This is a genomic window from Sphaerisporangium sp. NPDC004334, assembly GCF_053602655.1.
The window spans coordinates 32928-47615 of sequence record NZ_JBSGDZ010000032.1 but is presented as its reverse complement, the minus strand read 5'-3'; the positions used below and the strand labels follow the sequence as shown (position 1 = coordinate 47615).

At 73.9% G+C, this 14688-nt stretch carries 8 protein-coding genes; 2 read left to right on the top strand and 6 right to left on the bottom strand.

The genetic code is table 11. The annotated features are described in order from the left end of the window. Window positions 1-65 precede the first annotated feature (65 nt). The 3 genes from ACWEN6_RS33470 to ACWEN6_RS33460 form a co-directional block, all read right to left on the bottom strand. Window positions 66-2321 (bottom strand): M4 family metallopeptidase, encoded by a 2256-nt coding sequence (locus ACWEN6_RS33470; protein ID WP_452575873.1) that lies wholly within the window; start codon window positions 2319-2321, stop codon window positions 66-68. 519 nt (window positions 2322-2840) lie between these two features. Then, window positions 2841-3818: a glutathione S-transferase family protein gene (locus tag ACWEN6_RS33465; protein WP_452575871.1), complete on the bottom strand. Its 978-nt coding sequence runs from the start codon at window positions 3816-3818 to the stop codon at window positions 2841-2843. Beyond that, entirely contained in the window at window positions 3815-4918 is a 1104-nt protein-coding gene (locus ACWEN6_RS33460) for a DMT family transporter (RefSeq protein WP_452575869.1), read from the bottom strand. Before ACWEN6_RS33460 ends, ACWEN6_RS33465 begins: the two co-directional genes overlap by 4 nt. A 349-nt stretch (window positions 4919-5267) precedes the next feature. On the opposite strand from ACWEN6_RS33460, the gene ACWEN6_RS33455 reads away from it, so the two are divergent. Then, the gene (locus tag ACWEN6_RS33455; RefSeq protein ID WP_452575962.1) at window positions 5268-8441 is read left to right on the top strand and encodes an ATP-dependent helicase; all 3174 of its coding nucleotides are present in this window, start codon (window positions 5268-5270) and stop codon (window positions 8439-8441) included. Between the two features lie 68 nt (window positions 8442-8509). Next, entirely contained in the window at window positions 8510-12607 is a 4098-nt protein-coding gene (locus tag ACWEN6_RS33450; RefSeq protein WP_452575960.1) for a UvrD-helicase domain-containing protein, read from the top strand. A gap of 42 nt (window positions 12608-12649) precedes the next feature. On the opposite strand, the gene ACWEN6_RS33445 is transcribed toward ACWEN6_RS33450, so the two are convergent. The 3 genes from ACWEN6_RS33445 to ACWEN6_RS33435 form a co-directional block, all read right to left on the bottom strand. Further along, window positions 12650-13039: a hypothetical protein gene (locus ACWEN6_RS33445; RefSeq protein WP_452575867.1), complete on the bottom strand. Its 390-nt coding sequence runs from the start codon at window positions 13037-13039 to the stop codon at window positions 12650-12652. Window positions 13040-13417: 378 nt separating this feature from the next. Further along, a complete protein-coding gene (locus tag ACWEN6_RS33440; RefSeq protein WP_452575865.1) occupies window positions 13418-14104 on the bottom strand; it encodes a hypothetical protein in 687 nt (228 codons plus the stop codon). Between the two features lie 181 nt (window positions 14105-14285). After that, window positions 14286-14576: a hypothetical protein gene (locus ACWEN6_RS33435; RefSeq protein WP_452575863.1), complete on the bottom strand. Its 291-nt coding sequence runs from the start codon at window positions 14574-14576 to the stop codon at window positions 14286-14288. Window positions 14577-14688: the final 112 nt, after the last annotated feature.

Genomic DNA, 14688 nt, shown 5'->3' with positions numbered 1-14688 from the left:
CGCCGCCGGGCACGCGGAAGCCCCCGGGACCAGGTGCGATCCCGGGGGCCTGGAAGTGCGCCGGCCTAGACGGTGATGGTCCAGGTGTCCAGGTAGCCGGTGTCGAGCAGGTAGTTGTCGGTGACCTCGAGCGCCCACTGGCCCGCCGCCACCTGGCTCACGGCGACCGAGTAGGTGCGGGTGCCGAAGGACGCGCAGCTTCCGCTGCCGCTGGACTTCAGCGTGTAGTAGGTCCCGCTCGGCCCGCGCAGCCGGATGCCCAGGTCGTACGCGCAGGGGTGGTTGATGGTCACGCTGACCTGCACCGGGGACACCGCGTTCCCGCTGGCGGTCGAGGTGACCGGGCTGGTGACCGTGGATCCGTCGTTGATGGTGTAGTCGGTGCCGTTGGTGAACGTGCGGGTGCCGGAGGTGCCCGTCACGGTCAGCGAGTACACCGCGGTGTGGGTGGCGCCCGTCCCGGTTCCGGTGATCGTCACACTGTAGGTGCCGGCCGGGGTCGAGCTACTGGTGGAGATGGTCAGCGTGGACGACGAGCCCGAGGTGACCGAGGACGGGCTGAAGCTCGCGCTCGCGCCGGAGGGCAGGCCGGACGCCGACAGCGCGACCGTCTGCGCGCTGCCCGCGGTGGTCGCCGTGGCGACCGCCGAGGTGGCCGACGAGCCCGGGGCCACCGAACCCGCGGTCGGGCTCAGCGTCAGCGAGAAGTCGTTGCTGGAGCTGGGGGTGCAGGACGGCTCACCGGACTGCGCGGGCACGTTGATCGAGTTCCACGCCGCTTTGGTGGTCGCGCACTCCGTGCTCGTCGCGCCGTACAGCTCCACGGCCGCCGCGAGGGAGGCCGAGCGGATGTTGGCGTACCGCCAGCTCGACGTCTTGCGCTGCAGGGCGCCCATGTAGATCTTGCCGGCCTTCTGGATGCCGAGACCGGTCACCGAGGAGGGGCCGCTGGAGCAGATCGGGCTGTTCGGCTTGCCACCGCCCGGCGCGGAGCCCTCGGCCAGCAGGTAGAACCAGTGGTTGAGCGGGCCGGCCGCCGAGTGCACCTCGGTGCTCGGGATCGAGGACGACCAGCAGTTGGGGTCGCCGGCGAGCGACGGGTTGTACATGTACCTGATCGGCCCGTCCCCGACGAGGTTGACCTCCTCGCCGACCTGGTAGTCCGGCGGGTCGTTGGGGTTGTTGGCGTAGGCCTCGGTGAGCGAGCCGAAGATGTCGCCGGTGGACTCGTTGATGCCGCCGTTCTCGTTGCCCGAGCCGGCGCCGCCGGGGGTGGTCTGGAAGATCGCGTGGCCGAACTCGTGGGCCACCACGTCGATCGGCGTGGCCTGGCGGGCGCCGTCCTGCGAGTGCCCGAAGTTGGTGTAGCTGCCGTTCCAGTAGGCGTTGACGTCGTTCAGGCCCACGCGGGTCGGGAAGCCGCCGCCGCTGCCGTTGATGCCGTTGCGGCCGAGCCACGAGCCCAGCATGTCCCACTCGCGCTGGACGCCGTACAGGGCGTCGACGCAGGCGGTCTCCAGGTTCGTCCCCGAGCCGTTGCCCCAGGCGTCGTCGGTGCCGGTGTACGCCGAGCCGTTCTGCCCGCCGCAGCGCAGGCCGCTGCGGGTGGAGTCGGTCATCGAGTACGAGGTGCCCGAGCCGCTGGTGTTGATCGTGACGCTGCCGTAGTAGTAGCCGTTGCCCGTACCCGCGCGCACGTCGTCGTAGGAGTCGGCGATCTCGCCGGTGGCGGCGTCGACGAAGACGTGCTGGATGCTCGGCTTGCCGGCGGCGATGCCGGAGACCGTCGCCTCCCACGTCAGGCGCGGCTTCTTGCCCCAGGCGAGCATCACCAGGCGTGGGGCGGCGCTGTCGTCCACCCGCTCCAGCTTGGTCTTGGCGGTCGCGGTGGCGCTCTCCGCGCTCACCGTGGGCGTGGTCGACAGGCCGGTGGGCATGGCGGCGGAGGCGGCCGCGGTGTCGCGCACCCGTCCCGAGGAGTCGGCGATCACGACCGCGTCGCCGCCGACCACCGGAAGGCCCTTGTAGGAGCGCTCGTAGGCGACGGAGTAGACGCCGCCCGCGCCGGCGGTCACGTTGGTGCGCTTGTAGACCTCGTTCAGGCTCAGCCGGAGGTCGTCGAGGCCGCTGGCCACGGCCTGATCCGCGGCGGCCGCGGCGCGCTGTGACGGGTCCGCGGCGGCGCGCTCGGCGGCGGCGACGGAGGAGTTGACCTCTTTCTTGGCCCCGGGCGAGGGCTTGGCGCCCGCGGGGGTGGCGGGTGCCACCACGGCGACCGTGGCCACGCAGGCCACGGCGGCCAGTAGAGCTCTGCGCCTCATGCGCGTTCTTCCTTTCTCTGCCTCCCACCTGCGCCGGTCGCCGGTCGGGCGGGCACGGCCGTCGCACCGCAGGGGGGTAGCCCGGCGGCATGACAGGTGGGATTGGGGGGTGATGAGAGAAATGAATGGCGAGCCCGGCGGACGGAGCGGTATGGGCGGGGGGTCTGGCCGCGCCATCCGCCGGAGAACATCTCCCATGGCGGGAGCGACGGCTACGGCGGGAGGGGCGGGAATGTCACGTCAGGGCGCTCCTGTTCTCGCGTCCCGGGCCGGGAGCGAACCGGCCCGCGCCCGAGACGCTAGGTGCGCGCGTGAGGGTTGAACATCCGTAGGTACATCCGTACATGTACGGAAAAATGCTCTGAAGTGGCTCTTATCCGGATGGAGAGCATGCGGGAACAGCGCGCCACTCTTCGGCCGGCTGATCGCGGGCCGGCTGATCGCGGGCCGGCTGATCGCGGGCCGGGTGGTGGAGGGCCGGGTGGTCAGGGGCCGGGGGTCGGGGGACGGGCGGCTCGGTCAGCCGCGGCCGTGCGGGGCGGTCCAGTCGGTCAGCGGACCGGCCGGGACGATGCGGGACGGGTTGATCTGAGGGTGGGTCTGGTAGTAGTGCCGCTTGATGTGGTCGAAGTCGGTCGTCCCGCCGAAGGCCGGGCGCTGGTAGAGATCGCGGGCGTACGCCCACAGGTTCGGGTAGTCGACCAGGCGGCGAAGGTTGGCCTTGAAGTGGGTGACGTACACCGCGTCGAAGCGCACCAGCGTCACCCACAGCCGCACGTCCGCCTCGGTCAGCCGGTCGCCGAACAGGTACCGGCCGGAGGCGAGGCGCTCCTCCAGTTCGTCCAGGGTCGCGAACAGGGCCTGGACCGCCTCGTCGTAGGGCTGCTGGCCGGTGGCGAAGCCGCAGCGGTACACCCCGTTGTTGACGGTGGCGTACACCCGGTCGTTCAGCTCGTCGATCTGCGGCCGCAGGTCGGCGGGGTAGAGGTCGACGGAGGTGTCGGCCCACCGCTCGAACTGGGTGCCGAGGTCGATCGAGATGTCGGGGAAGTTGTTGCTGACGATGCGCCCGCTCTGGCGGTCCCAGAGCACGGGGACCGACACGTGCCCGTCGTACCCCGGATCGCTCGCCTCGTACGCCTCGCGCAGCAGGGTGAAGCCGTTGACCGGGTCGGCCGTGTGGCCGGGGCCCTCGCGGAACGCCCAGCCGCGCCCGTCGCGGACCGGGTCCACGACCGACATCGACACGACGTCCTCCAGCCCCTTGAGCGCCCGTACGATGATCGACCGGTGCGCCCAGGGGCAGGCCAGCGACACGTAGAGGTGGTAGCGGCCCGGCTCGGCCGGGTACCCGCTGCCGCCGTCGGCGCTCACGCGGTCGCGGAAGCCGTACGGCGGGCGGGTGAACGCGCCGGTCGCGCTGGTGGACTTCTTCAGGCCGTAGTCCCCGTGGACGGTGAAGTCCACCGGGCTCGCCACGGCCGCCGTATCTGTCACCGAGGTGCTCCTTCCTGGCCGGCACAGGGCCTCCCGCTCAGGACTACACCATCACCGCCCGGCTCGCGCGGCGGGGCCGCCTCCGGGCGGCGGCGGCGCGGGCGCAGCCCGAAGATCAGTCCGGCGACGACCAGCGCCGCGCCCGCGATCTCGGCGCCGTTGGGCCGGCCGGTGCCGAGGACGACGGTCCCGACGATGGCCCCGACCGGCAGGAAACCGGAGAACAGCCCCGCGCGCTCGGCCCCGAGGCGGGGCAGCGCGTCGTACCAGCAGAAGAACGCGAACGCGGTCACCACGACCGCCAGGTAGACCAGCGCCGTCGCCTCGCCCGCCGTGGGAACGCGCAGCGCCGCCCGTCCGTCCACCGCCACGCCCGCCACCAGCAGCAGCGGCACCGCGGCGATCGTCGCATACGCCGAGACGCGCACCGCGCCCAGGCGCGCCAGCAGGGGCACGGCGAGCAACGAGAACCCCACCTCGCACGCGAGCACGCCCAGAGCCAGCACGACGCCGAGGGGCGTGCCCCCGCCGAGCCCGGTGGCCACCCCTGCGCCGCCCGCCACGATCGCGGCCGCCGCCACCAGATGCGGGGAGGGCCGTCGCCGCTCCATGAGCGGCCCGGCGAGGGCGAGGACCACCGGCACGGTCGCGACGACCGTCCCCACGGTCGCGGGGTCGGCGTGCCGGGTGGACTCGATGATAAAAACGTTGAAGACGGCCAGCCCGACGACGGCCAGCAACGCGATCAGCCCCATCTCCCTGCCGGTCAGCCGCAGGTGGGGCAGCCCGCGCGCCCGCATGACCGCCAGCAGCACCAGCCCGCCCAGCGCGTAGCGCAGGGCCTGGCCGCCGTAGACGGGGTAGTGGTGCAACGCCGGGGACACCGCGGCCAGCGTCCCGACGCAGAACATCGCCGTCGCGGCGCCCGCCGCGCCCCGCGCCCGGCCCCACCGGCCGGCCGCCGCCCGCGCGCCGCCGGCTGGTCGGCCGTTCTGCTTCCGCGATTTCACCGGCCGGCCGTCGTGGTCGCGCGGTCCCACCGGCCGTTCGTCCTTGTTGCGTGGTCCTAGTAGCCGGCCGTCGTGCTTCCGCGGTCCCATGGCCACCGCGCTCCTCTCCCGCATCGCCGGGGCCCGTGCTCCACGGGTCCGGGCGGTCGGTGCTCTTCGTGGACGTTGTTCGGTCCGGTCAGCCTGCCAACGGAAGGGCCGGGTCAACAGGTCCAAACGCGTGCCAACCCGCAGGGCCAACGAATCACCGGCGCGGTCGGCGTGTCGGATCGGCGATGCGGAGAATGCCTCGATATCGTGACCTGTCACCCAGGTCGGCGGCCGGATCGGGCACCGTACCGCTCGAGTCGGCACGATCTACACCTGTGGTCTGGTGGAATAGCGTGCTGTGAGTGGTCAGACGTACCGGTTGGTGCGGCGGGGAAGCGCGGGGCAGGCGATGCCTCCTGCTCTCGACGAGCACCAGCGGGCGGTCGTGCGCCACCAGGGCGGCCCGCTGCTCGTGCTCGCGGGCCCCGGCACCGGCAAGACCACCACGATCGTCGAGAGCGTCGTCGACCGCGTCGAGCGGCGCGGCACCGACCCCGAGCGGGTGCTCGTCCTCACCTTCAGCCGCAAGGCCGCCGAAGAGCTGCGCGAGCGTATCACCGCGCGCATGCGCCGCACCACGAGAACGCCGCTCGCGCTCACCTTCCACAGCTACGCCTACGCCCTGCTGCGCCGCGAGGCCGTGCTCGCGGGCGACCCGCCACCCCGGCTGCTGACCGGCCCCGAACAGCTCCTGGAAATCCGCCGCCTGCTGCACGGCGAGCTGGAGGACGGCGCGGCGCAGTGGCCCTCCGGCATGCGCGAGGCGCTCAAGACGCGCGGGTTCGCCGAAGAGCTGCGCGACTTCCTCGCCCGCGCGGCCGAACGCGGCCTGGACGGCGACGACCTGGTCGTCCTCGGCCGCGAGCACGGCCGGCCCGACTGGGCGGCGGCCGGCCGGTTCGCCTACCGGTACGCCGACCGCTTCGACCTGGACCCCACCCCCGCCCTCGACTACGCCGAGCTGATCCGCGCCGCCGCCGGCCTGCTGAACGACGTGGAGGTGCGGCGGCGCGAGCGCGCGGCCTACGACGTCGTGTTCGTGGACGAGTACCAGGACACCGACCCCGCGCAGGAGTTCCTGCTGCGGCGCCTGGCCGGCGACGGCCGCGACCTGGTCGCCGTGGGCGACCCCGACCAGTCCATCTACGGCTTCCGCGGCGCCGACGTGCGCGGCATCCTCGGCTTCCCCGATCGGTTCCGCACCGCCGAGGGCCGCGAGGCGCCGGTCATCGCGCTGCGGGTGTGCCGCAGGAGCGGTCCCGATCTGCTCGCCGCCTCGCGCCGCGTCGCCGCCCGCCTGCCGGCCCCGCCCGCCGTCCCCGGCGCCGAGTCGCCGTCCTCGCCCGCGCGCTCGCGCGCTGACGGCCATCGCGAGCTCACCACCCCCGAGGGTGCCGACCCTGGCGAGGTCCGGGTGCTGCTGGCCGACAGCGAGAGCCAGGAGGCCGCCGTGGTGGCCGACACCCTGCGCCGCGCCCACCTCCTCGAAGGGGTGCCCTGGAGCCGCATGGCCGTCCTGGTGCGCTCGGCGAGCCGGCAGGTGCCCATGCTGCGCCGCGCGCTGCTCACCGCCGGAGTGCCGGTCGTGGTGGCCGGTGACGAGGCGCCGCTGGTCCAGCAGTCCGGCGTCCGGCCGCTGGTCACCCTGCTGCGCGTGGCGCTCCACCGCTCCGCGCTCGACGTCGCGACGGCCGAAGACCTGCTCACCGGCCCGGTCGGCGGCACCGACGCCATCGGCGTGCGGCGCCTGCGCCGTGCGCTGAGGGCCGCCGAGCTCGCGGCGGCCTCCGCGGACGACGGCACGCCGCAGCCGCCCCCGCGCTCGTCCGACGAGCTGCTGGTCGCGGCCCTGCGCGACGTCCGCGAGCTGGTCCCGGTCGAAGACCACGTCGCCGCCTGCGCCGAGCGCGTCGCCCGGCTGATCGCCGTCGCCCGCGAGGCGGTCCAGCGCGGCGACACCGCCGAGGAGGCTCTGTGGGCGGTCTGGCAGGCGTCCGGGCTGGGCGACGCCTGGACCGAGGCCAGCCTGGCCGGCGGCGCGCGGGGCGCCCAGGCCGACCGCGACCTCGACGCCGTGGTGGCGCTGTTCGACCAGGCCGCGCGGTTCGTCGACCGCCTCCCGCACGCCGGGCCCGAGGTCTTTTTGGACGACCTGTCCTCCCAGGAGATCCCCGGAGACACCCTGGCCGAGCACGCGCCCGACGGCGAGGCCGTCCGCGTCCTGACCGCCCACCGCTCCAAGGGCCTCGAGTGGGACATCGTGGTCGTCGCCGGCGTGCAGGAGGGCGTCTGGCCCGACCTGCGCCTGCGCGGGTCGCTGCTCGGCGTCCAGGAGATGGTCGAGCGGGCCGGCGGCTCCGCGCTCGACGGCGCCGACGCCGCCGGGGCCGCTCTGGCCTCCAAGCTGCTGGCCGAGGAGCGCCGGCTGTTCTACGTGGCCGCCACCCGGGCCCGCCGCCGGCTGGTCGTCACCGCCGTCGGCGGCGAGGACACCGACGAGCGGCCCTCGCGGTTCCTCACCGAGCTGCTGCCCGGGGCCGTCGAGGAGGCCGCCGTCGACGACCGCGCCCGCTGGCTCAGCATGTCCGCCCTGGTCGCCGACCTGCGGGCCGCCGTGTGCGACCCCGGCAGGCCCGAGCCGATGCGCCGCGCCGCCGCCGCCCACCTGGCCCGCCTGGCGCGGGCGGGCGTCCCGGGAGCCCACCCCGACGAGTGGTACGCGCTCACCCCGCTCTCGGACGACCGTCCGCTGAGCTGGCCGGAAAACGTCGTCCGGGTCTCCCCGTCCGCGGTGGAGAACTTCACCAAGTGCGGGCTGCGCTGGCTGCTCGAGACGGCCGTGGGCGCCTCGGGCACCGACATGTCGCGCAGCCTCGGCAGCGTCATCCACGCCATCGCCGTCCTCGCCGTCGCCGGGCAGGAGGGCGACACCCTGGGCAAGCGGCTGGACGAGGTCTGGGGCGACCTCGACTTCGGCGGAGTGTGGTTCAACCGCAAGCAGCGCCAGGTCGCCGAGCAGATGGTCGCCCGCTTCCTCGCCTGGCACGAGCAGAACCCCCGCGAGCTGGTCGCGGTCGAGGAGGCCTTCACCGCCGAGCTGTCCGACGGCGTGCACATCCGCGGCCGGGTCGACCGCGTCGAACGCGACGGCGAGGGCCGCGCCGTGATCATCGACATCAAGACCGGCACCACCAAGCCGTCCGACCAGGACCTCGACCGCCACCCCCAGCTCGGCGTCTACCAGCTCGCCACGCTGCTCGGGGCGTTCGAGCGCCACGGCATGACCGAGCCGGGCGGCGCCGCGCTCGTCCAGGTCGGCAAGGCCGCGGGCAAGGAGGCCAAGGAGCAGCGGCAGGGCGCGCTCGGCGACGACCCCGACCCCGGCTGGGCCAAGACGCTGGTCAGCACCGTCGCCACCGGCATGGCCTCCGGGGTGTTCACCGCCACGGTCAACGACGGGTGCCGAACCTGCGCCGCCAAGGCCAGCTGCCCCGTCAACGACGGCGGAGGCCAGGTGTGCTGACGCCCCCTCCCGACCCCTCCCCGCGCCCGTCCTCACCCGCAGCCGGGCCGGACGACACCAGGCCCGCGCTGATCAGCCCGGCCGAGCTGGCCGAGAAGCTCGGCATCCCGCCGCCCACGCCCGAGCAGGCCTCCGTCATCGAGGCGCCGCTCGAACCGACCGTCGTCGTCGCCGGCGCCGGGTCGGGCAAGAGCGAGACCATGGCCGGCCGGGTGGTCTGGCTGGTCGCCAACGGGCTGGTCCACCCCGAACACGTCCTCGGCCTCACCTTCACCCGCAAGGCCGCCGCCGAGCTGGCCGCCCGCGTGCGCAAGCGGCTCTCCCGGCTGGCCGAGGTCGGCCTGGCCCCGGCCGAGCTGCTGGAGGCCGAGCCGACCGTCTCGACCTACCACGCCTACGCCGCGCGGCTGGTCACCGACCACGCGCTGCGCGAGGCGATGGAGCCCACCATGCGCCTGGTCAGCCCGGCCGTCTCCTGGCAGATGGCGGCCCGGGTGGTCGGCCGGTACGACGGCCCGATGGACCGCGTCGACCTCGCCCCGCCCTCGGTCACCGCCGCGGTCCTCGATCTGGCCGGCGAGCTGTCGGAGCACCTGCGCTCCCCGGCGGAGGTCCGCGAGATCGGCCACTGGCTGGACGAGCGCTACGCCCGGCTCACCGGCCGCCCCACCCTGCCCCAGCGCCGGCCGGTCCGCACGCAGGACATCCGCGAGCAGTTCCTTCCCCTGGTCGAGGCGTACGAGCGCGAGAAGCGCCGGCGGGAGGTCATCGACTACGGCGACCAGATGGCGCTCGCTGCCCGCATCGCCGACCGCCACCCCGATGTCGGCATGATCGAGCGGGGCAGGTTCTCGGTGGTCCTGCTGGACGAGTACCAGGACACCAGCCACGCCCAGCTCGTCCTGCTGCGCGCCCTGTTCGGCGGCGGCCACCCGGTGACCGCCGTGGGCGACCCCTGCCAGTCGATCTACGGCTGGCGCGGCGCCTCCTCCGGCAACCTCAAGCGGTTCGTCCACGACTTCCCGACGGCCACCGGCCGGCCCGCCCCCGTGCGCAGGCTCTCGGTCAGCTTCCGCAACGGTGAGCGGGTGCTCGACGTCGCCGCCCGCGTGCAGGGCCCGCTGCGCGCCGAGGCCCGCGAGGTGCCCGTCCTGGTCCCCGGCGGCAACCGCGTCGCCCGCGGGCGGGTGGTGTGCGCCTTCCACGACACCGCCGAGGACGAGGCGGCGTGGATCGCCGACGGCGTGGCCCGCATGCTCGGCAGGGAGATCGCCCCGGACGGCCTGCCGTGGGGCGAGGGTGAGCGCGACAAGCTCCGCGACAAGCTCAAGCCGGGTGGCGCGTGGGGCGGGGCCATGGCCCTGCAGCCGCAGGACGTCGCGGTCCTGGCGCGCAAGCGGGCCCAGTTCCCCGTGCTGCGCCGGGCCCTTGAGGCGCGCGGCATCCCGGTCGAGGTCGTCGGGCTCGGCGGCCTGCTCACCGTCCCCGAGGTGGCCGACCTGGTGGCGACGCTCCGCGTCCTGTACGAGCCGACGGCGGGCGACGCGCTCGTCCGCCTGCTCGCCGGGCCGCGCTGGCGCATCGGCCCCGCCGACCTGAAGGTCCTCGGCGACCTGGCCAGAGAGCTGACCATGGCCACCCGCCGCGGGCCGGCGGCCGACGACCCGCTCGAACAGGTCGTCGTCGACATGCGCGAGGAGCGCGGCAGCCTGGTCGACGCCCTCGACGAGCTGGCCGACCGCTCCGAGTGGCTCGAACGCTTCTCCCCGCTCGCCCGCGCGCGGCTGCCGCGCCTGGCGCACGAGCTGCGCGTCCTGCGCGCCCACGCCGGGCAGCCGCTGCCCGACCTGATCGCCGAGATCGAGCGGCGCGTCGGCCTGGACGTCGAGGTGGCATCTCGCGGCGGCGGACCGCTGGCCGCCCGCGCCGACCTGGACGCCTTCCTCGACGCGGCCTCCCGGTTCGCCGGCGACGCCGAGGACCCGACCCTGGGCGCCTTCCTCGCCTACCTCAAGGCGGCCGAGTCGGAGGAGTTCGGCCTGGAGGCCGGGCGGGTGGGCGAAACCAACAGCGTCAAGCTCATGACCGTCCACGCCTCCAAGGGCCTGGAGTGGCCGGTCGTCATCGTGCCGGGGCTCTCGCAGCTCACCACCCAGCGCGGCGGCCTGGCCAAGGGCAGCGTCTTCCCGGCGACGCCGGCGACCAACTCCCGGTGGACGGAGAACCCCCGCAAGCTCCCCTACCCGCTGCGCGGCGACCGGGCCGACCTGCCGGCCCTGGAAGGGCTGGAGAAGGACGACCTGGCCGAGTTCGACGAGCGCTGCCGCGAGCGCGACCTGATGGAGGAGCGGCGGCTGGCTTACGTCGCCGTCACGCGGGCCCACTACCTGCTGATCGCCTCCGGGTACCGCTGGGGGTCGGCCGCCAGGCCGCTGGAGCCCTCCAGCTTCCTGCGGGAGGTCCGCGACTCCTGTGGGCAGGTGGCGTACTGGGCGCCGGACGTCGAGGAGGACGCCGCCAACCCCCTGCTGGCCGAGCCCGCTTCGGCCGCCTGGCCGGCCACCCCCGAGGGCGAGCGGTACGAGGCCGTCCGCACCGGCGCCGACATGGTCCTGGCCGCCCTCGCCGCCTCCCCGCACCACTCCTCGGGCGCGTCCCCCGGCCACCCGGCCTCCTCTGGCGTGTCTTCCGGCCACCCGGCCTCCTCTGGAGCATCCCGGGATCGTCCGGCCTCCTCAGGGGCATCCCCGGATCGTCCGGCCTCCTCAGGGGCATCCCCGGATCGTCCGGACTCCTCGGGGGCATCTCCGGATCGTCCGGCCTCCTCAGGGGCATCCCCGGATCGTCCGGACTCCTCGGGGGCATCTCCGGATCGTCCGGTCTCGTCCGGCGTGTCCTCGGACCACCCCGTGCTCTCGGGCGCGTCGCCTGATGGCCCGGCCTTCTCCAGCGGCTCCGAGTCGCCGGGCGGGCCCGCCGTCGCCGCGGGGGTGGGTGCTCCCGGCGGCCCTGCCTCGCCCCCGATGCCCCCGATGCCCCCGATGCTCCCGGCGGACGACTTCGCGTGGGAGGAGGTCCCCTGGGACGACGACGTCCCGGAGGACTTCCCCTGGGATGACCTGCCCCTCGACGACGCCGTCGCCGAGGATCTCCCGCCCCTGGAAGATCCCGCCGAGGATGACTTCTGGCCCGAGGTCCCCCCGCACACGACCTCCTGGGACGCCCCTCCGCCGCCGTCCCCGCGTCCCGGCGCCGTCCTGTCCGACGCGGCGTCCTCCGGCGGCGCCCGCTCGGACGAGACGTCCTCCGACGAAGCCTCCTCCGACGAAGCCTCCTCCGATGCGGCGTCCTCCGATGCGGCGTCCTCCGACGGCGTTCCCTCGGACCCGGCGCCTTCGGGGTCGGTGTCCTCCGACGCGGCGACCTCACGGGTGCCGTCGACGCCGTCGCTGGACGACCTTCCGCTGAAAGAGTGGGAGCGCGAGCGCGTCCGGGCCTGGGCGCGCGACACCGAGCTGCTGCTCCGCGAGCGCGAGCAGAGCAGGCGGCGCGGCGGCGCGGTCGTGGAGTTGCCCGCGCATCTGACGGTGTCCTCGCTGGTCACCCTGGCGGCCGACCCCGCGGCGCTGGCCCGCCAGATCCGCCGTCCGCTGCCCCACAAGCCCGCGCCGCTCGCGCGCAGGGGCACCGCCTTCCACCGCTGGCTGGAGGGACGGTGGGGGCAGCAGCGGCTGATCGACGACTTCGAGCTGCCCGGCGCCTCCGACGATCTGTCCGGCGTCGACGCCCAGCTCGCCGAGCTGCAGTCGCGGTTCGAGGAGAGCCCGTGGGCGGCTCTGGAGCCGGTCGACCTGGAGGTCCCCTTCGAGACGATGATCGCCGACCGGCTGGTGCGCGGCCGCATGGACGCGGTCTTCGCCGACGGCGACGGGTACGTGGTCGTCGACTGGAAGACCGGCGAGCGTCCGCGCGGCGGCGCAGCCAGGGCCGCCTCGGTGCAGCTCGCCGCCTACCGTCTGGCCTGGTCGCACCTCGCCGGAGTTCCCCTGGGGAAGGTCGGCGCCGCCTTCCACTACGTCAGGGCCAACCAGACCGTCCGCCCGGTGGACCTGCTCGACTCCGCCGGCCTGGTCCGCCTCATCGAGTCGGTTCCCATGGACGGGTGACGGCCGGGCCCCACCCGCTGCCGGTGTTCTCACCTGGTGTTCTCACTCGGGGCCGGAGCCGACCGGGGCGTCGAGCGAGAGCTCGTCTTTGGCCAGCAGCGAGAGCCAGCGCAGGGTCTCGCAGATCTGGCCGATGGGGAACTGGAACTCCGGGGCGTCCCCGGCCGGGCTGACCAGGAACGCGGTGCCCCACAGCCTCGTGCGCACCGTGACCTTCGCCCGTGCCTTCCCGTCCGGCCCGTAGACGGTCAGCTCGGGCGGATGGCAGGCACGTTGCGCCGGGATCGCCTCGGTGCCGATGGCCAGGCGCATGCTCATGAAGACGCGGCAGCGGACGCCTTCAGCGAGCAGGTGGCGGCGCAGGACCGTGAGCAGGCCGGCGTCGTCGGCCGCGCGCTTCTCGGAAACGGTGTCATCGGCGCTCATCGTCATCGGCCCGATCTCGATCGGTGACAGGAGCCTTGACCGGTGCCGAATCCGCTGTTCTCTGCGGTGTCCCGCATCCGCTTTCATCGTCTATTTCGGAGTTATGTGCTTTCTCGGACATAGCCCCGCCCTCTCTGCGGCGAATCCCCCTGGTGCCCATCCCCACTTGGCGTTCGATCCTTACCCCGTGGAAGGGAATGTTCGCAACAAACGTTCGCCGCTTTCCGCAGGAGAGCCGATCGGCCGCAATTGCGAGAAGGCGCCGAGGCTGCGGCAATTGCGGGAACGCCGTGAAGGGAGGGCGAAATCGCTATGCCTAATCGCTCGATTTCCCGGCAAGTCACGGAAATCGGAAAATCTGCTGACAAGGCGAGGGTGGAAGAGTCACGCGCGAGGGGCGCCGTACCAGCGCCAGGTGGCCGGACGCGGACGTCCGGGAAGCTCGCCGCGGCCGGTCGCCCACAGCAGGGTGGGCCAGGGCTCGGTGTCGTCCGGAGCGTCGGGGAACAGGCGGGCGAGGACGCGAACGCACAGGTCGGCGGGCGGTTCCCACGCGAGCCCGAGCCCGTCGACGACGTCGTGCACGTGGACCAGCGCCTCCACGACGCCCATCGCGGCGAACCCCTCGGGGTCGGACGCCCCGTACACGTGGTACGTCCGGGTGTGCGGCGGCTTGGTGCGCACGATGGCGGCGAGCAGCGCCCCGGTCGCCTCCAGCATCCGCAACAGCCCCTCCGGCCCCGCCTCGGGGTCGGAGCGGAAGGCGCTGGCCGGGCCGCCGGGCCTGCGGCTCTCCCAGACGAGCGGCAGGTGCCGGTCCACGAACGGCGTCCTGGGGCCCTGCCGGATGGCGTAGGAGAAGAAGTCGTCACTCAGATGCTGGATGGTCTCCCAGCGGTCCCACTCCAGCGAGCCGGCCCTCTGGCGCCAGGCGTCCTCCGGCACCCGCCGCAGGGTCTCCACGGCCATCAGGACGGTCCGGTCGAGATCGTCCGCCGTGACGGCCGGCGAGGACGAGGCGGAAGGAGGGACCGGCTCCGGGGACACCTCTGCGTCCGATGATCGCGACATGCCCTCGACCGTATCGCCCGCACCCGGGTATCCCGCTTGGCACCCCCGCTCCGTGCCCGTGGCGCGGTACGCGCGGCCCGGCATCCGTCGCGCGGGCAGGTATGCAGGCTCCGGCCGCAGGTCGCAGGTCCGTTCGCGATCAAGGAAGTCCTGTCCAGGGGTGTGGGAGGCGGGCGGTGGGTCAGGACGCCGACAGCGCCTGGTCCAGCCGGGTGGCGAAGGCCACGTGCTCGGAACCGAAGCCCCCGTGGTCGCCGGGGAACGCGACCGGCTCGGCGCCGAGGAGCCCGGCCAGCGCGGTGGTGGCCCGGTACGGCGGCTCACCTTGCGACGCCTCGCCCACGGCCGGCACCACCCGCACCCCCGACGCTCGCAGCGCGGCGACGTCGACCGCGTAACGGGAGAACCCCGGCACCTCGTAGCCGATGAAGAACGCGAAGTTCCTCCCCATGCGCTCCATCATCTCGGCCATCCCGGCGTCCATCCCCCTTCCGGGCCGTGCGCCGCCGCGGCGTCCCCCTCACCAGCGGCCTGTCCTCCGGACGCGCCGTCCGCGCCGTCCGCTCCGCCTCCGTCCACCCTCT

What these genes read in the sequence shown, in the direction of transcription:
- ACWEN6_RS33470 (WP_452575873.1), bottom strand. Translation starts at nt 2,321, where the DNA reads ATGAGGCGCAGAGCTCTACTGGCCGCCGTGGCCTGCGTGGCCACGGTC.
- ACWEN6_RS33440 (WP_452575865.1), bottom strand. Translation starts at nt 14,104, where the DNA reads ATGTCGCGATCATCGGACGCAGAGGTGTCCCCGGAGCCGGTCCCTCCT.
- ACWEN6_RS33460 (WP_452575869.1), bottom strand. Translation starts at nt 4,918, where the DNA reads ATGGGACCGCGGAAGCACGACGGCCGGCTACTAGGACCACGCAACAAG.
- ACWEN6_RS33445 (WP_452575867.1), bottom strand. Translation starts at nt 13,039, where the DNA reads ATGACGATGAGCGCCGATGACACCGTTTCCGAGAAGCGCGCGGCCGAC.
- ACWEN6_RS33455 (WP_452575962.1), top strand. Translation starts at nt 5,268, where the DNA reads ATGCCTCCTGCTCTCGACGAGCACCAGCGGGCGGTCGTGCGCCACCAG.
- ACWEN6_RS33435 (WP_452575863.1), bottom strand. Translation starts at nt 14,576, where the DNA reads ATGGCCGAGATGATGGAGCGCATGGGGAGGAACTTCGCGTTCTTCATC.